The 21687-nt window shown below is 62.8% G+C and carries 20 protein-coding genes, 2 pseudogenes and 1 other annotated feature; of the genes and pseudogenes, 7 read left to right on the top strand and 15 right to left on the bottom strand.

The annotated features are described in order from the left end of the window. Window positions 1-130 precede the first annotated feature (130 nt). Window positions 131-1171, top strand: a complete 1041-nt coding sequence (bioB, locus tag KFK14_RS09610) for a biotin synthase BioB (RefSeq protein WP_066764407.1) — start codon at window positions 131-133, stop codon at window positions 1169-1171. A 1-nt stretch (window position 1172) separates the two neighbouring features. Here bioB and KFK14_RS09605 read toward each other — a convergent pair whose 3' ends face one another. Beyond that, window positions 1173-1613, bottom strand: a complete 441-nt coding sequence (locus KFK14_RS09605; RefSeq protein WP_066764405.1) for a Fur family transcriptional regulator — start codon at window positions 1611-1613, stop codon at window positions 1173-1175. A 52-nt stretch (window positions 1614-1665) separates the two neighbouring features. Here KFK14_RS09605 and KFK14_RS09600 point away from each other — a divergent pair. Beyond that, window positions 1666-2705: pseudogene (locus KFK14_RS09600) on the top strand (IS3 family transposase); the annotation flags it as partial. Continuing rightward, window positions 1947-2061: a sequence feature (AL1L pseudoknot), on the top strand. (Overlaps the previous pseudogene by 115 nt.) A 39-nt stretch (window positions 2706-2744) precedes the next feature. Here KFK14_RS09600 and KFK14_RS09595 read toward each other — a convergent pair. Continuing rightward, window positions 2745-3968: an IS256 family transposase gene (locus tag KFK14_RS09595; protein WP_066768497.1), complete on the bottom strand. Its 1224-nt coding sequence runs from the start codon at window positions 3966-3968 to the stop codon at window positions 2745-2747. A gap of 46 nt (window positions 3969-4014) precedes the next feature. Between KFK14_RS09595 and KFK14_RS09590 the strand changes: the two are divergent. Both KFK14_RS09590 and KFK14_RS09585 read left to right on the top strand, forming a co-directional pair. Next, window positions 4015-4224, top strand: a pseudogene (locus tag KFK14_RS09590) (IS3 family transposase); the annotation flags it as partial. Window positions 4225-4348: 124 nt separating this feature from the next. Next, window positions 4349-5161: a ferredoxin--NADP reductase gene (locus tag KFK14_RS09585; protein ID WP_212610680.1), complete on the top strand. Its 813-nt coding sequence runs from the start codon at window positions 4349-4351 to the stop codon at window positions 5159-5161. Between the two features lie 102 nt (window positions 5162-5263). Here KFK14_RS09585 and KFK14_RS09580 read toward each other — a convergent pair whose 3' ends face one another. The 3 genes from KFK14_RS09580 to KFK14_RS09570 all read right to left on the bottom strand — a co-directional run bounded on the left by KFK14_RS09580 (window position 5264) and on the right by KFK14_RS09570 (window position 6810). After that, on the bottom strand, window positions 5264-5449 hold the full coding sequence (locus KFK14_RS09580; protein ID WP_066765546.1) for a hypothetical protein: 186 nt from the start codon (window positions 5447-5449) through the stop codon (window positions 5264-5266). Between the two features lie 638 nt (window positions 5450-6087). Continuing rightward, window positions 6088-6495: a GNAT family N-acetyltransferase gene (locus tag KFK14_RS09575; protein ID WP_082733466.1), complete on the bottom strand. Its 408-nt coding sequence runs from the start codon at window positions 6493-6495 to the stop codon at window positions 6088-6090. Window positions 6496-6579: 84 nt separating this feature from the next. After that, entirely contained in the window at window positions 6580-6810 is a 231-nt protein-coding gene (locus tag KFK14_RS09570) for a helix-turn-helix domain-containing protein (RefSeq protein ID WP_066765545.1), read from the bottom strand. Between the two features lie 323 nt (window positions 6811-7133). On the opposite strand from KFK14_RS09570, the gene KFK14_RS09565 reads away from it, so the two are divergent. Next, window positions 7134-8954, top strand: coding sequence for a putative bifunctional diguanylate cyclase/phosphodiesterase (locus tag KFK14_RS09565; protein WP_197421528.1), 1821 nt, complete (start codon window positions 7134-7136; stop codon window positions 8952-8954). Window positions 8955-9016: 62 nt separating this feature from the next. Here KFK14_RS09565 and KFK14_RS09560 read toward each other — a convergent pair whose 3' ends face one another. The 4 genes from KFK14_RS09560 to KFK14_RS09545 all read right to left on the bottom strand — a co-directional run bounded on the left by KFK14_RS09560 (window position 9017) and on the right by KFK14_RS09545 (window position 15213). Further along, the gene (locus KFK14_RS09560) at window positions 9017-9670 is read right to left on the bottom strand and encodes a lytic transglycosylase domain-containing protein (RefSeq protein ID WP_066765543.1); all 654 of its coding nucleotides are present in this window, start codon (window positions 9668-9670) and stop codon (window positions 9017-9019) included. 30 nt (window positions 9671-9700) lie between these two features. After that, window positions 9701-12682, bottom strand: coding sequence for a MobF family relaxase (gene mobF, locus KFK14_RS09555; protein WP_066765540.1), 2982 nt, complete (start codon window positions 12680-12682; stop codon window positions 9701-9703). Continuing rightward, on the bottom strand, window positions 12679-14757 hold the full coding sequence (locus tag KFK14_RS09550) for a type IV secretion system DNA-binding domain-containing protein (protein WP_066765538.1): 2079 nt from the start codon (window positions 14755-14757) through the stop codon (window positions 12679-12681). Before KFK14_RS09550 ends, mobF begins: the two co-directional genes overlap by 4 nt. Before the next feature lie 156 nt (window positions 14758-14913). After that, window positions 14914-15213 carry a CopG family transcriptional regulator gene (locus tag KFK14_RS09545; RefSeq protein ID WP_066765536.1) on the bottom strand — a complete coding sequence of 100 codons (300 nt, stop codon included), beginning with the start codon at window positions 15211-15213 and terminating at the stop codon, window positions 14914-14916. Between the two features lie 533 nt (window positions 15214-15746). On the opposite strand from KFK14_RS09545, the gene KFK14_RS09540 reads away from it, so the two are divergent. Beyond that, a complete protein-coding gene (locus tag KFK14_RS09540) occupies window positions 15747-16031 on the top strand; it encodes a hypothetical protein (RefSeq protein WP_066765534.1) in 285 nt (94 codons plus the stop codon). A 159-nt stretch (window positions 16032-16190) separates the two neighbouring features. Here the strand turns inward: KFK14_RS09540 and KFK14_RS09535 are convergent, their stop codons facing one another. From KFK14_RS09535 to KFK14_RS09520, 4 genes are all read right to left on the bottom strand, one after another. Beyond that, on the bottom strand, window positions 16191-17174 hold the full coding sequence (locus KFK14_RS09535) for a DUF2493 domain-containing protein (protein ID WP_066765532.1): 984 nt from the start codon (window positions 17172-17174) through the stop codon (window positions 16191-16193). Window positions 17175-17648: 474 nt separating this feature from the next. Next, window positions 17649-18647: a DUF2493 domain-containing protein gene (locus tag KFK14_RS09530; protein WP_066765531.1), complete on the bottom strand. Its 999-nt coding sequence runs from the start codon at window positions 18645-18647 to the stop codon at window positions 17649-17651. 89 nt (window positions 18648-18736) lie between these two features. Continuing rightward, entirely contained in the window at window positions 18737-19198 is a 462-nt protein-coding gene (locus KFK14_RS09525; RefSeq protein WP_066765569.1) for a DUF736 domain-containing protein, read from the bottom strand. An 11-nt stretch (window positions 19199-19209) separates the two neighbouring features. Next, the gene (locus tag KFK14_RS09520; RefSeq protein ID WP_156448033.1) at window positions 19210-19566 is read right to left on the bottom strand and encodes a hypothetical protein; all 357 of its coding nucleotides are present in this window, start codon (window positions 19564-19566) and stop codon (window positions 19210-19212) included. Between the two features lie 299 nt (window positions 19567-19865). Between KFK14_RS09520 and KFK14_RS09515 the strand changes: the two genes are divergently transcribed. After that, window positions 19866-20174: a DUF2461 family protein gene (locus KFK14_RS09515; protein ID WP_066765528.1), complete on the top strand. Its 309-nt coding sequence runs from the start codon at window positions 19866-19868 to the stop codon at window positions 20172-20174. 67 nt (window positions 20175-20241) lie between these two features. On the opposite strand, the gene KFK14_RS09510 is transcribed toward KFK14_RS09515, so the two are convergent. After that, window positions 20242-20946: a helix-turn-helix transcriptional regulator gene (locus tag KFK14_RS09510; protein ID WP_066765526.1), complete on the bottom strand. Its 705-nt coding sequence runs from the start codon at window positions 20944-20946 to the stop codon at window positions 20242-20244. Between the two features lie 11 nt (window positions 20947-20957). Continuing rightward, window positions 20958-21584: a glutathione S-transferase family protein gene (locus KFK14_RS09505; protein ID WP_066765520.1), complete on the bottom strand. Its 627-nt coding sequence runs from the start codon at window positions 21582-21584 to the stop codon at window positions 20958-20960. Window positions 21585-21687: the final 103 nt, after the last annotated feature.

The following is a 21687-nucleotide window of genomic DNA, read 5'->3' as shown; positions in this document are numbered from 1 at the left end:
CCGATGCTCGTCAACGAGCCGCAGGAATGGCATACGCCCGTTTCGACAATTGGGACCGGTCGGGGCCTGTTCATGTCGTTGCCGAGACTGACTTGCGAAGCTCAGGATTTTGCGCTCTATCGCATCGGCCATGACCGTATCCCTCGTTTCCCGAACTGATTGGACCCGCGATGAAATCGCGGCCCTCTACGAACTGCCGTTTACAGAGCTGGTTTTTCAGGCCGCCGAGATTCATCGCGCCTGTCACCCGGCGAACGAGGTCCAGCTTTCCACACTGCTTTCGATCAAGACCGGCGGGTGTCAGGAGGATTGCGGCTATTGTTCGCAGTCGGTGAAAGCAGGCAGCGGTGTCAAGGCGACCAAGCTATTGGAGGTGCAAGCCGTCCTCCAGCGCGCCGCACAAGCGGCCGACCAGGGTTCCACCCGCTTTTGCATGGGCGCTGCCTGGCGCGATCCCAAGGACCGCGACATGCCTGCCATTATCGAGATGGTTAAAGGCGTGCGCGCGCTTGGCATGGAAACCTGCATGACGCTGGGCATGCTTACACCCCGACAGGCCGACATGCTAAGCGAAGCGGGGCTCGACTACTATAATCACAACATCGACACCTCGCCTGAACGCTATGACCAGGTCATCACCACGCGCACGATGAAGGACCGGCTCGATACGCTGGCCAACGTCCGTATGGCCGGCATCAGCGTCTGCTCAGGCGGTATCGTGGGCATGGGCGAGACCCGTGAAGACCGAGTGGGCTTCATCCACACCCTCGCGACTTTGCCCGATCACCCGCAGTCAATACCGATCAACGCACTGGTCCCGGTGAAAGGCACGGTGCTGGGTGACATGCTGGCAGATACCCCACTGGCGAAAATTGACGATGTCGAATTCGTGCGAACAGTCGCTGCGGCGCGTATCACCATGCCTCACTCCATGGTGATGCCTCACTCCATGGTGCGCCTTTCCGCAGGGCGTGAATCCATGTCAGATATGACGCAGGCAATGTGCTTCCTCGCCGGAGCGAATTCAATCTTTACCGGCGACAAGCTGCTTACCGCGCCCAATGCAGGCGATGACAGGGACACAGAAATGCTATCGCGTCTGGGCTTGAAGGCAATGGCTCCCCTGAAGGGCGGCGTCGAAGAAAGAAGAACACCGGCCAGCTCGTCGTAGTTCAATCCTCTGTTGCCCGGGACCGCCCGTCCACGAGCTTGACCGCATAGAGCTCCATCTTGTGGTCGACGAGCCGGTAGCCCAACCGTTCTGCAATCAGACGCTGCAGTGCCTCGAGTTCCGGGTCCACGAATTCGACGACCTGACCTGTTTCAACGTCCACCAGATGATCATGATGAGCATCGGGCGAAGGTTCATAGCGAGCCTTTCCGTCACCGAAATCGTGCCGTTCAATGATCCCGGCCTCTTCGAACAGCCGGATTGTTCGGTAAACCGTTGCGATGGAAATACCAGGATCGATTACTGAGGCACGCCTGTGCACGGTATCGACATTCGGATGATCGACCGCATCGGACAGTACGCGCGCAATGACGCGGCGCTGCTCGGTCACCCGCAAGCCACGCTCGATGCATAGCGCCTCAAGATCAATCCTCGAGCCCATTGTGAAGCGTCCCGGGTTTCCCGGAGGCTCCTATCTGTGAGAAGGAGCTATAATGAGCAACGCAAGGAACAAGTTTTCACCTGAGGTCCGCGAACGCGCGGTTCGGATGGTTGGTGAGCACCGTGCCGATTACGGTTCGGAATGGGCGGCAATGACCTCCATCGCTGGGAAGATCGGCTGCACTGCGGAAACGCTGCGTCGGTGGTGCCGTGAGGAGGCGAGCCGACGAACGGGGCCAGCGGCGCAAGCCGCTAGCGAACGGGAACGGCTCAAGCTTCTCGAACGCGAGGTGAAGGAGCTTCGCCGTGCCAACGAGATCCTGCGCAAGGCGTCGGCATATTTTGCGCAGGCGGAGCTCGACCGCCACGGCAAATGGTGATGTCGTTCATCGACGCTCATCACGAGGAACTGGGTATCGAGCCGATCTGCCGCGAACTGCGGGTCGCCCCATCGTCCTACCACGAGCACGCCGCAAGGCTTGCCGACCCTGACAAGCGCTCGGCGCGTACCCGGCGCGATGACGAGATCAAAGAGCAGATCAAGCGGGTCCACGATGCCAGCTTCGGCCTCTACGGCACCCGCAAAGTCTGGCACCAGCTGCGCCGCGATGGGATCGACGTCGCCAAGTGCACCGTGGAGCGGCTGATGCGCGCGATGGGCTTGGCAGGGATAAGGCGCGGTAAAGCCTGCGTTACCACCGTCAGTAATCCGAAGACACCGTGCCCGCTGGACAGGGTCAACCGTGCGTTCAAGGTCAAGCGGCCCAACGCGCTGTGGGTCGTCGACTTCACCTATGTTCATACCTGGACCGGCTTTGTCTACGTGGCCTTCGTGATCGACGCCTTCGCCCGGCGGATCGTAGGCTGGAAGGTCAGCACCAGCGCCACAGCAGGGTTCGTGCTGGATGCCCTGGAGCAGGCAATCCATGCGCGCAGGCCAAATGCCGAGGATGGCCTGATCCACCATAGCGACAGGGGTGTGCAATATCTGGCCATGAGCTACACCCAGCGGCTGTCCGAAGCCGAGCTGGTGCCCTCTGTGGGCAGTGTCGGTGACTCGTATGACAACGCCCTCGCCGAGACCATCAACGGGGACTGTCAGGATTTCCGTGTGTGGGCGGGCGGTTAAACATTACGCCGCCATGGCCTTGATGAAGCGTTCGCCGAACAGGACGGCGAACTGGGCCTTGGCCATGGACCACTCACGCGGCGGCATTTTCCACTCTTTCTCGGATCTGTTCAAGATCAGATAGAGCAACTTGGTCGCGGCCTCGTCGTTGGGAAAGTGTCCTCTGGCTCTGACCGCCCGCCGGAGCTGGGCATTCAGGGCCTCAATGGCATTCGTGGTGTAGACGATCCTGCGGACCTCGTCGGGGAAGGCGAAGAAGGGAATAACTTCACTCCACGCCCGCCGCCAGCTCTGGCCGATTGCAGGGTAGCGCCGCCCCCATTCGCTGTCCTCGAAGGCCGTGAGTGCTTCCTCGGCGGCCTTGGCGTCGACGGCGCGGTAAATGCCCTTCAGTGCCGTGGCCAGCGGCTTGCGGTCCTTCCAGGAGACGAAGTCCATTGAGTTGCGCAGCAGATGGACGATGCACGTTTGGACCACGGCTTCTGGGAACACGGCGGTGATTGCGTCAGGGAAGCCCTTGAGGCCATCGACAACGGCCAGCATGATGTCCTCGACGCCACGGTTCTTCAGCTCGTTCATGACGCGCAGCCAGAATTTGGCGCCTTCGTTCTGCTCGATCCACAGGCCCAGAACGACCTTGGTGCCATCGGCCAGCACACCCAGCGCGATGTGGATCGCCTTGTTGCGGACCATGCCCTCATCGCGGATCTTGACCCGAATGGCGTCGAAGAAAACCAGCGGATAGGCCGGATCGAGCGGGCGGGCCTGCCAGGCGGCGACCTCCTCGAGCACGGCGTCGGTGACGGTCGATATGAGGTCCGGCGAAACGTCGATGCCGTATAGCTCGCGCAGATGCCCGGTGATCTCCCGCGTGCTCATGCCGCGCGCGTACATCGACACGATCTTGTCGTCGAAGCCGGGGAACCGGCGCTGGTACTTGGCGATCAGTTGCGGATCAAAGCTGCCCTGCCGATCGCGGGGTACCTCGATCTCGATCTTGCCGGTGTCCGTGACCACCGTCTTGCGGCCATAGCCATTACGGTTGTTGCCGGCCTGGTCGCCGTGCCCAAGATGATGATCCATCTCAGCATTGAGGGCGCGTTCGGCCAGCGCCTTCTTCAGCGAATCCAGAAGGCCACCCTGCTGAAGGGCTGCCGTGGCATCGCCGCCAGCCAGAAGTTGATCCAGTAAATCAGCCGGAATTACCGGCTCCTTGCGTCGGGACATAGTGGGACTCCTTCTTGCCCATTATGCCCGCCCACACACGGAAATCCTGACAGTCCCCATCAACGGCCTCTACAAGGCCGAAGTCATCTGGCGGCAACGATCATGGCCAAACGCTTCAGCGGTGGAAATGGCAACCCTGCGCTGGGTAGATTGGTTCAACCATCACCGCCTGTTTGGCCCAATCGGACACATCCCGCCCGCCGAGGCCGAAGCCAATTACTATGCAGCCACCGACAACCTCAATATGGTTGCATGACCCAAATGAAACCGCCTCCGGGAAACCCGGGACGCTTCAGTAGCCGCAATGGGGCGGGCCATGGCTGACGCAGAGATTTTTCCCAGGAAAACGGAATACTTCCCCGAAGCGAAGGGCTGCACCAATGAGTGACCGGATCAAGGAAAAGGCCCGCCTCGCGCCCTCCGCCATATTGACTGTCGAACAGGTTCGCTCGGTCCGTCACTGGAACGAGCATCTGTTCAGCTTTTCGATCAGCCGCCCAGCCAGCTTCCGGTTTCGGTCAGGCGAATTTGTGATGATCGGACTGCAGGGTGAATCGCGACCACTGCTGCGCGCCTATTCAATTGCCAGCCCGTCTTACGCTGAGGAACTGGAGTTCCTCTCGATCAAGGTGCCCAATGGCCCCCTCACCTCGCGATTGCAGCGGATCGAACCGGGCGACGATGTCTTCCTCGGCCGCAAGCCGACAGGGACGCTGGTCGCTGACGCGCTTCTTCCCGGCAACCGCCTGTTCCTCCTATCCACCGGAACCGGTCTGGCTCCCTTCCTCAGCCTGATCCGCGATCCCGACATCTACGATCGGTTTGGGCAGGTGGTCGTTGTCCACAGTGTTCGACAGGTGAGCGATCTCGCATTCCGGGTCGATCTTGATTCCCACTTGGCGGGTGATCCGCTGGTGCAGGATCAGGCATTGGTTCAACTGAGCTACCTTCCCACAGTCACACGCGAGTCGTTTCGCACCCAGGGCCGCATCGCCACGCTGATGGAGGATGGCCGCCTGTTTGAGGGTGTGACCGGCCCTCGTCGGCTCGATCCCGCCACCGACCGCGTGATGATGTGCGGCAGCATGGCAATGATCCGGGATTTCTCAGCCCGGCTCGCTGCGCTGGGCTTTGCCGAAGGCTCGAACGCCAAACCGGGGCATTTCGTGATTGAGCGTGCTTTCGTCGACTGAAGCTGCATCCTGCCACACATGACAACCGAAAGCCGGCGGGCAGAATAGCACGCCCTGCCAGATCGCTTCTTACCGAGGCAGGATTGATCCGCCTGAAACGGATCACCAGTCCAGGATTTCAACAACTGCCTCGCCGCTACCACACGAACGGCCAGCGCCTTTTTCGAGAAGATCGATCGCCCACTGCACATGGACGGCCGCCATGTCCTCGTGCCCAGCATCCAGCAACAGCAGAACCTCGCGCATCAGCAGGATGGCCCGGTCACGGCTTGGGTCGCGATCGGTCACAGGGCACCGCTCAGACCAAACGCTTTGGGAGGGAACCGGGCCAGAAACGACCACAGCACTCTTGGCCTCGACCTGGCATCACGATCTTGCGCCAACAGCTTGTCCAGAAGAGGTGAACACATATCGGCCCTTTGCTCCAGCATTGTGCACCGCCCCTCCAGGCAGCCGACGGCACGTCTCCGCAAGGAGACGTGCCAGCCCTGGAACCGGGTGTTGGAAACCTGAAGATAGTCAGGCGCGAACGCCTTTGGGCCGGGTGGCCTTGGACATGCGCGTCCGCCACCCGGTAGCCTAAGCTGCCGGCTCTATCTTCAGAAGGTTTCCACGCCTCCGCCCGCGTCTCCGCGAGCAGGGTCATGGTAGGGCAAAAGCCCCAGGAATTGCAACCGCCACCCATGAATGGCGTTTGTCCGTGGAAGGCGGCGAACGACGCCTCGTCATTCCTGTTCAATCATCTGCGCGGAATCACGCCGAATCGGTCGACGGCAATGACCCTATGCTGCATCCTTTACACCGCCCCTACAAACCGCGTTGAATCAGCAGAATGCTACACCGAGTTCAGGCGGCGTGAACAAATTTAAGCCAGTATCTGGCGATGGCGAAATGGCCCCTTCCACGGAAGCTGACGGGATATGAACTCAACGCGTTCGAGGATAAAGAAACGCCCGATCAGAAACCGGCATTCCAAGTTTTTGGTAAAAGCCAACCGCATCAGGTGCAGAGACAAGCAGCAACGTTGCTTCTTCGCCAGCCAGAACTCGCGTTTCCTCGATCAGTTGCCTGCCGATTCCGCGACCTTTGAAAGCAGCATCGACAGCCAAGTCAGAGAGATAAGTGGCATAAGACCAATCAGTGAGTGAGCGAGCTATTCCCACCAGTCGCCCTGTCTCGGCTATCCTTGCAGTAACAATCAGATTAGCATTGTCGAGCATCCGCTGAAGGCGGCGAACGTCGTTCGCAGGCCTCCTTGAAGCAAGGCCAGATTTATCAAGTAAATCGGCAAACTCCGAAACCATTACGCGTTCGCGCTCATATCGAAATTGCATTTCGCCGCCCTGCTGTACTGTATTTTATGATTCACGGAAACGCTGTGGAAACGGGCTGTCATTAGCAGAAATTGTCCACGCCGCCTAATCTGCTTCTCGAAAGAGGAGATCAGGACTGATCCCAAGCCCATTGGCGATCCTCTCGATATTATCGACCGAGACATTACGCTCGCCGCGTTCAACGCCGCCGTAGTATGTCCGATCCATTTCGATTTCGAGCGCGAAATCCTGCTGGCTGAGGCCGCGCGCCATACGAAACCGGCGAACATTCGTCGCCAGAATGTTTCGAAGCAATCCGGGATGGGTGCGTTTCACTCCGCATAAATCTGCCCAAGATGGTTTTAAGGCGACGGGTTTTAAGTATCATTTAACCCGAACCGCATAAAACAGCGGTGCAACAACAGCCTTACTATTGCAGGGCCTGTATGGCCAACCTCGCGTTCAAAAACGCGGTGCACGCTTTGTAACAGGCCGCGCTCTGTAAATCAACTTGGGCATGATCACCATGTCACCGAAGCACATCAACTAGGGAAAGTGAAAACCTATCGTTTAGCAAACGCTTAAACACATGATGATATGGCCGTTTCAGAGCCGTCTCGTCTCAATCGGGCGTCAAATTCACGGGAACAGGAACAGACTTGCTCGGCTTGCGAAACACCATCCTCGAAATGATCGCCACAGGCGCCGACCTTCAGGGGACGGTTGACCGACTGTGCGCTGAAATCGAGGCATTAACGCCCGGCGTCATCTGCTCGGTACTCACCGTTGATCCTGAAGGTTTCCTCCACCCCCTTTCCGCGCCGAGCCTGCCTGATGAATATTGCGCAGCGCTCGACGGCTTGCTGATCGGTCCGGAAGTGGGCTCGTGCGGCAGTGCCGCTTACCTTCGCGAACCCGTGACCGTTACCGATATCGCCAGCGATCCACGCTGGGCAGATTTTCGGAACGCTGCGCTCCCCCTTGGTCTGCTGGCCTGCTGGTCGACACCCATATTCGGTGAAGCAGGCCGAGTCATCGGCACGTTCGCGCTCTATTACCGGGAAGCGCGATCGCCGACCGAAGGCGAACGGGCCCTTGTGGATGCGTGCATCCATCTCTGTTCCATTGCGCTTGAACGCCATGGACGGGTTCTGGAGCGCGAGCGGCGGGCAAATATCGATCTGTTGACCGGACTGGGAAACCGGACAGCGTTCAGCACGGCGCTTTCAGAGCTATCGTGTGATGCACCCGGAGCATGGGCGCTGCTCATCCTCGATCTGGACAATCTCAAAGTCATCAATGATGGCTTCGGACATCATGCTGGTGACTCGCTGATCCGGGCAGCAGCAGTCCGCGCCGAAGCCGCCGCGTCACCCGACAAGGCATTTCGCATCGGCGGCGATGAATTCGCAATCCTCGCCCAGTCACCAGAAGCGTTGCGCGATCTCGACCTGTTTGCGGCAAAAATCCTCGAAAGCCTGACCGAGCCTCTGAACTGCAACGGCCACATGGTCGTGCCCAAAGCCACCATCGGCTGCGCCGTGCTGGCACCTGGCGACCGCACCGCCGATACTGTACGGCAAAATGCGGATTTTGCGCTCTATCACGCCAAGGAGACCGGGCGCGGCGGGTTCGTTCGCTACTGGCCAGGCATCGACACCCGTATCATCCATCGCATTTCCGCCATTCGCGATGTCGATGCAGCGTTGCGCGAAGGCCGGATCGAGGCACATTACCAACCGATCGTCCGTATCGACACAGGCGAGGTCGTCGCGATGGAAGCTCTGTGCCGTATACGGATGGGCAATGGCGGCCTTCTTGCCGCGGCCGCCTTCCGTGAAGCCACGGCCGATGTCCATATCGCCATGGAAATGACCGGGCGCATGCTTGAGATTGTTACTGGCGATTTGCGGCGCTGGACCGACTGGTCGGTTCCCGTCGAGCATATCGGGCTCAATGTCTCACTGGCCGATTTCCATGGCGGTAAACTCGACCAGCAGATTTCTTCTGCCCTCGCCGGACACGGGTTGCCGCTCGAACATCTGGTGATCGAGATAACGGAGAGCGCCTATCCGGCCCTTCGGGACAAGGCTGTCCTTGAGGCTATCGAAACGCTGCGGGCAAAAGGTCTGCGCCTTGCGCTCGACGATTTCGGAACCGGCGGGGGACTACTCATGCCCCTGCTGACGATGCCGGTCGACATGATCAAGATCGACAAAATACTGGTAGACAGGCTCGCGCCGGAAGGAGCTGGCGCGGCGGTTATCGGCGGACTGCTGCACACCGCCCAAAGACTCGGCATTGCTGTCGTTGCCGAGGGGATCGAGAGCGCGGTACAGGCAACCCATCTTGCCGAACTCGGTTGCAAGCTTGGCCAGGGCTATTTCTTCTCCAGGCCGCTCGATCGTGAAGCTGCGACAAGCCTGCTGCTATCCCGCAAGTCCAGCAATATTACCCCGCTCAAGCAGCGCCACTCTTGAACCAGCGATGGCTCCCGCGTCCCTCATTTCGTTCGACCTGAATTTGCGGTGCCGGTCGCGGATCAGCTCGGCGGTCGGCGAACGACCCCAAAGCCAAGCGTCCTTACCGCCGGAGTTGCGGTCTGCCCACCAGTGGCGCTCGCCTCTGCCGCAACGGGTGTAGCGGTCGGTTCGGCCTGAGTCCGCGCGGCAAAAAGATCCCGCCCAAACCGGCGCTGCATGTGGCGCGCTACGCTCTGCGCATAGCGCCGTTGCCGCCAGGCGGTCGGACTGTGATAAACCCCGACGGCCTCCCAGAAATCCCCGGTTGAATGCAACGCCGCCAGGAATATCCACCGGGCGGCATCGGCATTGAAACAAGGATCAAACCTCAACCAATGTCGCACCTGCCATTCAGGCCGCTCAATGAGCCCGGCCAATTTGGGCACCCACCAGCTGTTGATCTGCAGCGGCCCCAGATCATGGCTGCCATTGGTGTTGCGCACCTCGGCACCGATCCAACCGCCTTCCTGGTCACGCAGGCCCCAGAGCGTCTTTTCCAGCCAGGGCTTGTCGCCAGCAGCCTGTCGAATGCAGTGGGCGATACGGGTCTCGCCCTCTCCTTCGGCGCGGGCCTGTCCCGGGATTGCGGCAAGGAGGGCTATCCCCGCACACATTGGCAAGATCATGTTGACAATGCGGGAGCGGGAAATGCTGATCCAGTTGGGATTGGGCATATTGAGTATCCTTGGCTGAGAATTTCCCGATCATCGATCGGGGCCGTGGTCGGGCTGAGGTTGAGACTGGGGCTGGTGGTGAGGCTGATGCTGTTCGGGCCGCGCTTCGGGAACGGACTGGGCCGTGCGCCCAGGATCCCGCTCCGGTCCGGATCGGCGATCGAGCGCGGACTGCAGGATGCGATCAAGAATATCGGCAATCCCGCGCGCGCCTTCGGCCAGCCGCTCACCCAAACCTTCAGGTGAGCGGCCACGATCAAGTTGCCGCTCCAAGGCTCCGTCTCGTCGCTCCTGTCGCATACGTGTCTGCTCGTCGCGGGCCTGCGCCAGGCGATCGGCATGGCGGTCAGCATAGGAGCGCGCAGAATCCTTCTGCAGCCGCCCCAGCCCTTCGAGCGCCGAGGTCTTCTCGCCCGACCGCTGTTCCAGCTTTTCGATGAGACGCTTCTCGTCCTCGGTCCAGAGCTTCACCCCGAACCGGGCGCGGGTGATGGCGGTGTAGTAATTCTGGCCGTTGACGAGGGGGGAGCCGACCGGTGCCAGCACATAGACGCGGGCGTAGGTTTTCGACTGCGCCGAATAGACGGTTTCGGCATAGCCATGATCCCAGGTCTTGTGGCTAGCGAGGTCGATCGTCTGCACCTTGTCGGTGCGATCCCAGCGGATCGTCGCCTGTGCGCCCTCCAGCTTCTCGACCGTGCCGCGTTCGGCATTTTTGAGATCGAGCGTCTTGTTGGCCAGCCGCCACTGGATGCGGTCGCCTTCGGATAGCTCGCGTTCCTCGCGGTTGAACACATTGATGTGGCGGGCCTGCCCCAGCCTTGGATCCCAACGGATCACCCGGCCATGCTCATCGACAAGGCGTACAACCTGGCGGCCATTGGCCTCGCGCCCGACGCCTGCCACACGATATTCGGCATCGCGCGCAATCCCGGCGCCGGTGACGTCGCGCGCGAACGTCACCACCTGCCCGCCTGAATAGAAGCGAGCATAATGCTTCTCCTGATCGCTCATACCCGATGAGGTGAGCACTTGCAGTCGTGCATCCTCGGCGGCGATCGCGCCTTCGGATTTGAGGGTCTCGCGGATCGTGGCATTGACGAGCAGGCGGGTGGCATTTTCGAGCACGAGGATATTGGTGGAAGCCCGGCTCCCGGGGCTGAGGCGCGTCCATTCGGCGACCAGTCCGCGCGCAAGTGCTTCCGCATCCCCCCCGCTCACAACCTTGTCGAGGCGAGCAAGCGAGCCCGCATAGTCGCCCGAACGCGCCGCGGTGACGGCCCCCTTCATGGCTCTGGTTTCCTGGCGCATGGATTCGGTGAGTTGGGCGGTGGGAAGCCCGAGCTTCTGAAGCAGCCAGAACGGCTTGCCCTGCTCGATCGCGCCGGTCTGCTTGTTGTCACCCAGCAGGATCAGCCGAGCCCCGGTCTCGCGGCTGATCTCGAGCATACGCAGTGCCTGCCGGTTGCCCAGTTGCCCGGCCTCATCGAGCACCAGAACATGGCGGTCGGTAATGCCGTGCCCGCCCCCTGCCAGCAGACTGGCGACAGTACGCGCCTCGATCCCGGCGATCTGGCCAAGATTTGCGACGGCAGACGATGTTGGCGCCAACGCAATGAGCGTCGTCCCCGGTTCCGCCGCCTCATTCAAACTCTTCATCAGGGTCGATTTACCCGCACCGCCGACGCCGTGGATACCGGTCACGCGGTCGCGCGAGGTAGCGGCCGCCACCAGCGCTTGTTCCTGCGCCGGAGTGAGCCCTGCACCATCCAGAACCGCCAGAAGCCGATCTGACGAGGCGATCGGCCGGGCGTCATCAAGGGCAAGCGCCAGGTGCTGGACAATCGCCTGTTCGAGCCGGGCGCTGCGCCGCGTCGTGCGCCCCCGCGTCAATGTCTGGTCGCCGGTCTGCGCCCGGGTCGCGAGCAGCTTGCGCCGCTCCTCATGCCCTGCGATCAGCGGGCGGATATCAGAGAAGCGGACCTCCCCGACATGGGACGCGAGCGCATGACGGTACAGGGTCCCAAGGTTGCTGACGGCCTCGCGCGTTTCAGCCTGGCGGATGCCGAACAGGGCGGCCCGGCTGGCCGTCTGCCGTTCCGGTTCGATCGCCCGTTCTCCCCGCTCCCCGGCTCTGGCTGTGACTTGGGCAAGATCACGGGCATAGGGCGCCGCCCGCGCGCTCCATTGTTCGTGCAGAGCTTCAAGCCCGACCTTCGCCTTGGGACCTCTGGTCTGATAGAAGGACGCCCGTCGCGCAGCCTGGCCGGTCAGGCCATGTTCTTGCGCATGGGCATTGATCTGCTGCGCGCGCTGCGAGGTCTCATGGATAAAATCCTGCGGTACACCGGTAATCTCGAACAGGCCACGCCTGGGATCGAAGTCGATCTCGAACCCCTTCTCGCGCAGGGAATGTGCCAGGTCATTTCGATAGATCTGGCCCGCGACCATCTGCTCGCCGTACATGGCCCGGCTTTCGAGGCTGGCCATGGGTGCGCCCTCTTGCCCGTTGGTCATGTTGAGGACGACGACGTGGGTGTGGAGGTGGGGATCAAGCTCGCGGCTGGCATGTTCGGTGAACCGCGCGAAGAGCAGCCGCCCGGTGGTCTCGTGGACGATCTCACCATTTTCGCGGCGGCGCAGCGCGGCATGTTCTTCCATGTAGGAGAGCGCGGTGGTGACGGCCTGCTCGTGCGCAGCAATGATCCGCTCATCCCCCGCCACCAATGCCATGATCGACACCGACTTAGGGGCATTGACGGCAAAGTCCCATCCGGGGTGATGCTGGATTTCGCCGCCCACGCGGTGGCGACCGAGTTGCTGCCCGGCAACCTTACCGGCGAGCAGTTCCTGGAAGACAGCCGGGTCGACCTTGCCTGCAAGACCCAGCTCCGGGGCAAGCCTACCGCCCCATTCGCTGGGTTCCTCACCGCCCTTGGTGTAATAATCGCCCACCGTATAATAACGGGCGATATTGCCGGACGTACCTTTCAGGCGACGGGGATGGATCATGCCGGCCGGGCCTTCTTCGCGGGGCCATTCTCGCGGTCATAGACATCGATCTCGATGCGCTGGTTGCCCCGGCGCGGTGCCAGTGTGAAGTCCTGCGGCGACATGTTGGGCGTGTCCGGCTCGTTACCAGTCGCCCCCCCGGAAGATGGCTTCTCGCCTGCCACAGGCGACGGTTCTTCCAGAGGGGTTCGGGTAAAGAGGTCGGGCCGGTCCAAGGGCTTTTGCTTGGCTTTGGGCGCGGCTTTGGCAGCTCTTACCGGCATTTTCTGATCCGCACGCTGGCGTTCTTCGGCCTCGCGGGCATCCGAGTCCGCATGGACGGCGTCGATAATCGCCTTGCCATCGGTATCGCGCACCGGGGGTTCCGTCCGCTCGACAAAGGCTTCGGCGATGGTAGCCACCGTATTGAACCGATCGTCGAACCGCACCACCGGCAGATTGCGCCCGAACCGCAAATAACCCGACAAGTTGGGGAGATTGGTGACCTCGGTGTGCATGACCAGAGGGCGTGTAACCTGCATGCGCGAGAGGTTGACCCCATCGCGCATGTCGTTGACGCCGTAGCTCATACCCTCATTGGCCTCGACCTGTTCGACCTGGCCGAGGTTTTCCGAGACATGCTTGGCGGTGGGGGTGTCGTTGGCCCTGAGCGCCACCCAGGTCGAACAATAGCCGGTGATCGCGGCCGCATCCTGGATACCGTAGGTCGCTTCGAGCTGCGGGTAGGACTGGAACCCCAATATGCCGCAGCCGCCATATTTGCGGGCACGGGCGAGGAAGTCGGAGAGCGAGGGCAGTTTCTGCAAGGTCGGCAGTTCGTCGATGACGCAATAGAGGCGGCGTTTGCGGTCCGGCGTCAGACTCATGATCGCCGAAATCGCGATGTCGAGCCAGACCGTGATCAGGGGACGGAGCGAGGGCAGTTGGTCGGCCTTGACCGTGATGAACAGCCAGTTGTCGCCCTCCTCATTCTGCACCCATTCGCGGATCGACAGCCCCTTCCTCGTGTCATCCAGATAGGAGAAGCTGCGCATCACCGAAGCCAGTTCAGCCTGGATGCCCGCCGAGGTTCGTTCCCCTTCCATGCTGATGAATGCGGCGGCATCGGTGCCCGCAGCATAGGCGGCAAGGTCCTTCAGCTTGGAGCGCAGCAGCCGGTCCAATAGCACCGAGACCAGCATCTCGCCCTCGCGCGCAAGCTTGCGCAGCACCGCCACCAGCGTCCCGCGCGCAGCCTTGGCCCAGAAGGGATCGCCGGTCTTGTCGGGGATCGTCGATTCCGCGATCTGGTCGTAATGATATTCGCGCGGGACATCCCCCCAGGGCGACCAGCAAGCGGTGCGCTTGTCGAGCGGGTTGAGGATGATGTCCTTCCCCGGCCGGTAGAATTTTTCGACGAAGGTGCCGGCGGTGTCATAGATGATCGCCCGCTTACCCTCCTTGCGGATGCCCTCGAGCATCTTGACGATGAGGTTGGTCTTGCCGGTGCCGGGTGCTCCGCACAGCAGGATATGTTCGGGCTCGAAGGCATCGGGCACGGGGACGCCCCCGATGGAAAAACTCCCTCGTCGCTGCCGCCAGAGCGCCCGCTTGATCTGCCTGACCGTGCCGAAACGGGCACCGCGAATATATTCGTTGGAGCCGAGGCCCCTGCCCGTCCGGGTAAAGCTGAACCAGGCGAAGGCGAGCGCGGCGAGCGCGAACACACCGGAGAGCAGCGCGCCGTGGATCAGGTAAAGCTCGAAGCTGTGCAAGGTCTTCTTCGCCAGGCCCGAAGCCAGCAGCCAGTCCGCCGAGGTCCAGTATTGCTGCCCGGCTGGGGTCTTAAACAGGATCGGATCATTGGTGCCGGGTGCGGCATTCGACTTGAAACTGGCTTCGGCCAGCTTGGTGAGGACGAAGCGCTCATAGCCGGTGGACTTCTCCATCGCATACCAGCCTACCCCCATCACCCAGAGCACGAAGCAGGCGATCACGGTTTGGAAGAAGACCTGGGTGGTCATGCGGACATTGTGAACGATCGACTGGCCGCCCCTCGTCCAGGATCCCAATGTGTCGTTGCGGAAAATGCTCATGACTGCTGCTCCCTGGCCAGGCGGCGCACCCGGAGGCGGACGCAGATCCCCAGGACCAGGAGCGGCGTGAAGCCAAGGTCCCAGGGATGACGGGATATGGCGGCAGAACGTAGCCTTCCGGGCATGCCGCATCGGCTCTGCTGTCAGGAGCCCCGCTCACCGGTCCTGCTCTGGATCGAGCAGGCCCCGCTCGCGCAGGATAGCGCGCGCATCGCCCATCCCCCGTTCGAGTATCTCGGGTGAGCCTGCACCGATCGATGTGGCAAGCAGCGTCAGTATCTGGATGCTGATGCCAAGCACCTCGTCTTGCGAGGAATAGATATAGCGCCCGCGCGGGTCAGCGGCCTGCGCAAGGATGGAGCGAATGAAGGTTGAAAAGGAGAGATCGGCGCCCACCGCGCGGCGGTTGAGGCGGTCGTAGAGGGTGTCGTCCACCCGCACGCTAACTCTGTGCATGTCAGCTTCCCAAGGAGAAGCCCGACGATGAGAGTCATGAAGCAGTGACTTATTAGCGCGAACCGGCGGAAAACTCAAGAAAAATGGCTGTCTTCCATGGCACCCGCGCCACAATGGCGGAAAACCGCCACGCGGCGCGGGTCACGACATCGCTCGGAAGCCATGGGTGCCAGAAGGTGTGTCCGGCGGGTGCCATGGCACCCAACGCAACCCCATGATTTACGGCAGTTTATCGCCGCAGCACCCGTGCGTACGGTGCATTACAATACGGCCACGGCCGTGCGTCCTTTCTTGCGCAGCGACTTCATCGCTGCGTCGCCTCGCACCGGAAGGGGCGCGGCCCTTTCCCGGCACGGGGAAGGCTCTGTTCTTCCCGCCGGCGGCACGCAGGTGAGCTCATTCCAGCGCGGCAAAATTGTGCGCGATGACGTCATGGTGCCTCCTCGATTTGCGCCCCGATCCGGGGATTGCGAACGACTTCCTGTTCCCCGATATTGGGGGCGGCGGGCAGACCATCGACCAGGAAGATGGACATGCCCAAGATGACCGACAGAGAACGCCTCGCCGACCTCGAAGCGCGCCAGCGCAAGATGGTCGAAGAGGTGGAAAAGACCCGCCGCGCGCTGCGCGGCAAATATGCCGCGATCGTGCCCGAGCTAGCGGTGGAGACCCTCACCGAGCGCGAATTTCGCGATGTTCTGGCGGCCGCGATCCGAGTGGGAGGCGGTGCCGCGGTTGCCGCGCTCAAACCCCTGCCCGAGAGTAGCGACAATCCAAAACCGCCCGCGAAGCGGGTCCCTGCGACGAGCATGGCGTAGCCACGCGCAGGAGGCCGGAGCCGCTCTTGCGGCTGCGCATCGCCGCCGCGACGGACCCGGGCCGAAGGTCCGGGCTCCCGAGCGGGGGCGACCTCTACGCCAGCAAAAAAGGAGGACCGGCCGAGCCGAAGCCCGACCGGTCCCCCTCGCCTCACCTGCTCACGCCGCCGCTTGTCCCCCGTGCTGATCCTTCAGGGCGAAGAAATGCGCCGGCACACCCTTCGCCCTCACCTCACGGGCAAGATGAGACTGAAGCCCCGAACCTTCGCAAACGATCGCCTCGACCGGACGCAGCGCGAGGAGCTGTTCGTTGCGCGCGAACCCAGCCCGCTTGCCCAGGCGCCGGTCGAGCATGAAGGCGATGAGCATGGTACCGCTCCGTGCCGCCCAGGCCGCCGCGATCGCGTCGCACCCCTTGTCCTGCGCGGTCGTTGCCAGCACCATCGCCGGGATCCGCGCCTTCACCGCATCCAGCCGTTCGGTCAGCAGCGCATGATCTTCCCAGACCTGTCCGCCCGAAAAGATTACCACCGGGCCTTGCGGGCTGTGCGCTTCCGCCCGGCGTTGCCTGCGCGCTGCGAGGAAGTCCTGCGCCGCGATCACCGAGGCCGTGCGCTTGGAGGAGACCAGCGATCCGCGAGGGGAAGACCAGGGCCGCCCGGTTTCGGCAAGGTAGGTCTGGGCCGCATGGTCGCGCATGCAGGCAACCGCCTCGCGCGCTTCGTCGAGCGACTGGCAGAGGAGCTGGGCTTCTTCGAGTTCCCCCATCATCACCTCGCTCCCGTCAGCGCTGCGGATCAGCTCCTTGATCTTGAGCGTCGCCTTGTCGGCCTCGCCATCGAGTTGGCCCGCGACCTTGTGGAAGCTGTGGACGATCCCCCAGGCGAGCCGTCCGGCGATGCTTTCCATCCGGGTATCGCGGAGCACGTCGAACATCGTGCGCACCAGCATCTCTGTCGCGAGCTGAGCTTCCGTCGCGTCGGGCATGTCCGAGGTCAGCTCCTCCTCGCCGAACCCGATCCGGCTGACATCCTGCCCTGCCTCGAAGGCCGCGCTGAAGCTGTCGCTGGTCGTCATCGTCTCGGCCGCGATGAGGTCGGCGATTTCTGAAAAGTCACGGATCGTGCGGGTTACCTTGGTCATGTCTGCCTCCTTGAATTGAATGAAAAGAGGCATTTTCAAAGGCACGGGCTGTGAGCGCCGGGGTCAAGGATCGGGCGCAGCCCGACCGCGCAGCGGCGATGGGGGGCACGATTTTCTTTGGCGGCCACCAAGGCGAGAGAGGAAGCGCCGACGCTCGCTCCGCCAAAGAAAATGGTGGGGCCCCGTCGTCCTTGAGGCCGGTGCTGTCCCCGTGCCATACTTGGACTTGTTGTAGAGAGAATTATACACCACCCTCGCCCCACGCACCCAAGGGACAACGCGGGCTCGATGCCCGTGTTGTCCCTTTTTCGCGACGGGAGAGAGGGCCCGCAGCGCCAGGAACTCGTCCACTGACCACGTCGCCGCTGATGCAAACGGTGGGGTCGGCGAGTTTCCCTCACAGCACAAAAATGGGCCGGAACGCGGGGGGATGCGTCCGGCCCGATTGTGTCGATGGTTGTGCGGAAAGAAGGATCAGGCTCGCATTCGCCGCACGGCGGTATCGGCCACCTGATCGACCTTGCGGAAGGCATGAATCGGGACATTGGCCTGCCGCAGCATCTGATAGAGATTGGCCTGCAATCCCGACCCCTCGCACAGCAGGGCCTCGACCGGCTGCAGCTCGGCGAGCTTGCGATTACGGGTAAAGGCAGTCTTGCGGCCGTTGCCGTAAAGCCCATAGGCGACCAGCGGCACATTGTTCTCCGCGCGCGCCGCCCAGGCCGCCGCGATCGCATCCGCCCCCTTGCGCTGGCCGGTCGTGACCAATGTCATGTGCGGAATGCGCGCCTTGATCTCGTCGAGCTTGGCCCAGAGCGTTTCCCAGTCGTGCCATTGGGCAGGCCCCGAAAAGACCACCACAGGTCCGCGCGGCAGATGCTTCTCACGGGCGGAGAGTTCCCGCGCCCGCAGGAAATCGAGCGCGGCGATCTGGCTGGCACTCGACGCCGAAGACGCCTTGCTGCCGCGCGCCGGCGACCAGGGCCAGCCCGACTGCACCCGGTACATCTCGGCCGCATAGTCGCGCATGCATTCGATCGCTTCCCGCTGTTCGGCGGTCGACTGACAGAGGAGTTGCTTCTCCTCCAGTTCGTTGTTGTAGATCTCGCTCATGTCGGGATTGCGCGCCAGATCGCCGACTTCCATCGCCAGCGAGTCTTCGCGCCGCTCGAGTTTGCCGGCGACGAAGTGGAAGCTGTTGACGAAGCCCCAGGCGATTTCTGCAGCGAGCGGTTCGAGCCGCGTGTCGGCGAACAGGTCGAAGATGGTGGCAATAATGCCGCCGCATTCGGCCTGTGCGGCGAAAGGCTCGGGCATCTCATATTCGCCGGGCTGTTCACCCGGCTCGACGATGGAGAGGGCGAGCGGATCGCCGAACGCGGCCTGGAATTCAGGGGTGGCGGTCATTTCGGCATAGAGGGTCTTGAGGTCGGCGAAGCGCCCGACGCTGGGGGATTTGACGGTGCTGGTCACGGTGACGGCCTTTCAGAATCTGGGAGAAGAAAAGAAAAAGGCCGGAGGCGCATGCGCACCCCCGGCCCTTCCCGGCTTGCCGTTGCGGATCAGAACGGCAGGTCTTCGCCTTCCTCGGCTCCCGCGCCCATCAGCGCGCCATCGGCGCCTGCGGTGCTGCCGCCAAAGCCTTCCTGCGTGCGCTCGTCATACGAACGCTGCGAGGTGCCGAACCCGCCCGCGAACTCGGCGCGAACGGTCTCGCGCCGCCAGGCGATGGTATAGCCGCCATCCTCGGTGGGGAAGAGCGCGACGGGCAGCGGCTCGGGCAGGCCCGGATCGTCAACCGAGCCCGCCAGGAAGGCTTCGCCGGTCTTCTTCGAGAAGGCCTCCCACAGCGCCCCGATCTGCACCCAGCGCCGGGCGACGTTGAGCGCGAGGATCTCATAGACCGGCGCGCGGTCGCTCGTGCTGTCGACCTTGCGCAGGCCGATGCGCGGCAGGTCGATGGTGCGCGTGGCGATCGAGCCCGTGAGGCGGCCGTTGACGTTGCGGATTTCACCAATGTTCATGATCTTCACTCCTAGACGATGTCGCTCTCGAACCATTTCTTCGCGACACCCTCTTCGAACCTCCTCTTCTCTGGTGTCCCGCCGTCGCGGCCCGCACCGAGCATCGACTGGCGCGCTCCCCTTTCCGCCTGCGCCACTCCCCATCGCCCGCCCGCGCGGGCCGCGATTGGCTGGCGTCCGAACATCGTCATGGCTATGATGCGGGCATGGACTCGACGACGCTCCGCACCGTGGCCGAACTCGCGCGCAAGCGTGCCGCGCGCGGCTGCTCCGGGGCGCAAGGCGATGGCATGATGCGGCTGGGCGCTGCGCGCGCCCTCAACCAGCTCGCTGCCGACCTTGAAGCGAGCGCGACCGCATGCGAGCACCGCCCCTCCTCCCGCCGCTCCCGCGCCTGAACCGGTCGCCGCACCGCGTTGCTCTCCTCTGCGAAGTCGTCCAGCTCCCGCCGCTCCCGCGCCTGAACCGGTCGCCGCACAGCACCGCCATCCGGTCCCACAACCGACACACGAGCCTTCCCGCGGCAGGAATATAAGTCCCGCCAGGGAGCGAGACCCGCGACAGCGGGGCTCGAGGCGCAGCCCGTTAGCCCGGTGCCCGCGAAGCGGGCAGCCGCCACACGCCGAGATCTCCCCTTCGGCACCACATTCCCCATCGTGCAACGGCCGTGCTCACCTCAGGCCTACGCCCAGGCGACTGGACGAGTGGCGTCGGCGAAGACGGAAAGTCCATCGAAAGCCTTGTGGCTGACCTGACCGCAGAAGCGGTTCGGATTTCGGAGCCGGGACTCAAACGGGTTCCTGCACCCTTTCCTGCCGATCACCCCCATGGTGACCTGCTGCGCCGCAAGGGTTTGACGACCTGGATCGATTTGCACGATGCGGCATTGGCATTCGGCGATTCGGGACCGGCCAACTGCGTGCAGAGCATGTGGCGCCTCCGGCCCATCATTGACCTTCTCGCGGCCTTGGGTTGAGTCGGCGGCTACGCTGCCCGCACTCATCTGGTGCCGCGCGTTTATGCGCTGAAGTGGTCGATCGACGCTAACGAGGAGCAGGTATGATTGGACAAGACTCCTGCTCGCGCCACGCGCGCCGAAGTTGGCGAAGCGACGGCGCGAAGCGCTCGGAAAGGAGGTTCCCCTCGATGATCCGGTCGGATCGAAAGTTGCGGAACGCACCGCGCAGTTCGCACCAGCCGACGATGAGGCGTACCCGCTCGAAATAGCCGATATGGATCGGCCAGACGATCCGTTCGCTCGTCCGGCCCTGTTCGTCGCCATAGACGATGGCGAGCTTGCGCCGTTCGGGGATCGCACGGCGCAGGGCCTGCATGTCGATGGTGTCGGGCACCATATCCCGCACGCAGCCCGCCGCGAGCAGCCCGGAACTGTCGGTCAGATGCCGCATGTCGCCGGGCAGGACCGCATCGAGCTTGGCAAGAAGGTCGCGAGCGCCACGGACGAGCGCCGGGTCCCCCCGCTCCATCACCCATTGCGCGCCGAGCAGCGCGGCTTCCAGTTCGTCCGCTGTCAGCATCAGCGGGGGAAGATCGTAGCCCGCCTCCAGGACATAGCCGACCCCGGCCTCGCCGCGCACCGGCACGCCGCTGGCGACAAGGTCGGCCATGTCGCGGTAGATGGTGCGCGGATCGCGCTCCAGCTCGTCGGCCAGTTCCCGCGCGGTCAGGGGCCGCCGGGCGCCGCGCAGGATCTGGATGATCTGGAACAGGCGGTCGGCCCGGCGCATTGCGTCTCCCGTCAGGTCGCCATGGCGTGCGCCATCAGTCCTTCAGCAACGGCCACGCCCTTCATCGCCCCCATGCCATCATACCATGCGGAAATCGAGGGCGTCGCTGGGCGTGCCTGCGCAAGCACCAATTGCGACAGACAGGAGAAGACCGCGAGATCGGCGATGGTGGGCGTTGGGCCGGCGACATGAGCGGACTTGCTCAGCCGCTCCTCAAGGATGGGCGCTAGGCCGGCGAGCGTTTCGTGCCCTTTCGCAACCTCCGCTTTGTTTCCTTGTTCCCTCAGAAACACGGTGTTGAACACGATGTCGCGGGTCGCGGGCGCAAGCCTGCATTGCGTCCAGTCCAGCCAGCGGTCTACCTCGGCGCGTGCCCACGGGTCGCCGGGATACCAGTCGTCGAGGCCATGCCTGTTGCACAGGTAACGCAGGATCGCGTTGCTTTCAGCCAGCGCCAGGTCGCCGTCGACCAGCACGGGCACCTGCCCGTTGGGGTTGAGCGCGAGGAAGGCGTCACTGCGATGCTCGCCCGCCATCATGTTCACCTCGCGCAGATCGTGGGGCAGATCACACTGGGCCAGCAGCGCGATCACGCGGCGCGCATAGAACGACCAGGGATTCATGTGGAGCGTGTACATTGGCGTTGTCCTTTTGTCGGATTGGGCATCCCTGGATTAGCGCAAGGCTCCTGACAGCATTATGTCAGGATGATCGAGCTGCGTCGAGCTTGACCCTTGCCCT

Source organism: Sphingobium phenoxybenzoativorans (assembly GCF_018286635.1).
In the GTDB taxonomy this organism is placed as follows: domain Bacteria; phylum Pseudomonadota; class Alphaproteobacteria; order Sphingomonadales; family Sphingomonadaceae; genus Sphingobium; species Sphingobium phenoxybenzoativorans.
Note: the sequence above shows the minus strand (reverse complement) of the source record. Positions and strands in the feature narration are given on the sequence as shown.

Excerpts from the sequence above, each read along its gene's own strand:
- bioB (WP_066764407.1), top strand. The coding sequence starts at position 131 with ATGACCGTATCCCTCGTTTCCCGAACTGATTGGACCCGCGATGAAATC.
- KFK14_RS09605 (WP_066764405.1), bottom strand. The coding sequence starts at position 1,613 with ATGGGCTCGAGGATTGATCTTGAGGCGCTATGCATCGAGCGTGGCTTG.
- KFK14_RS09595 (WP_066768497.1), bottom strand. The coding sequence starts at position 3,968 with ATGTCCCGACGCAAGGAGCCGGTAATTCCGGCTGATTTACTGGATCAA.
- KFK14_RS09585 (WP_212610680.1), top strand. The coding sequence starts at position 4,349 with ATGAGTGACCGGATCAAGGAAAAGGCCCGCCTCGCGCCCTCCGCCATA.
- KFK14_RS09575 (WP_082733466.1), bottom strand. The coding sequence starts at position 6,495 with ATGCAATTTCGATATGAGCGCGAACGCGTAATGGTTTCGGAGTTTGCC.
- KFK14_RS09560 (WP_066765543.1), bottom strand. The coding sequence starts at position 9,670 with ATGCCCAATCCCAACTGGATCAGCATTTCCCGCTCCCGCATTGTCAAC.
- mobF (WP_066765540.1), bottom strand. The coding sequence starts at position 12,682 with ATGATCCATCCCCGTCGCCTGAAAGGTACGTCCGGCAATATCGCCCGT.
- KFK14_RS09550 (WP_066765538.1), bottom strand. The coding sequence starts at position 14,757 with ATGAGCATTTTCCGCAACGACACATTGGGATCCTGGACGAGGGGCGGC.
- KFK14_RS09545 (WP_066765536.1), bottom strand. The coding sequence starts at position 15,213 with ATGCACAGAGTTAGCGTGCGGGTGGACGACACCCTCTACGACCGCCTC.
- KFK14_RS09540 (WP_066765534.1), top strand. The coding sequence starts at position 15,747 with ATGCCCAAGATGACCGACAGAGAACGCCTCGCCGACCTCGAAGCGCGC.
- KFK14_RS09535 (WP_066765532.1), bottom strand. The coding sequence starts at position 17,174 with ATGACCAAGGTAACCCGCACGATCCGTGACTTTTCAGAAATCGCCGAC.
- KFK14_RS09525 (WP_066765569.1), bottom strand. The coding sequence starts at position 19,198 with ATGAACATTGGTGAAATCCGCAACGTCAACGGCCGCCTCACGGGCTCG.
- KFK14_RS09510 (WP_066765526.1), bottom strand. The coding sequence starts at position 20,946 with ATGCGCCGGGCCGACCGCCTGTTCCAGATCATCCAGATCCTGCGCGGC.
- KFK14_RS09505 (WP_066765520.1), bottom strand. The coding sequence starts at position 21,584 with ATGTACACGCTCCACATGAATCCCTGGTCGTTCTATGCGCGCCGCGTG.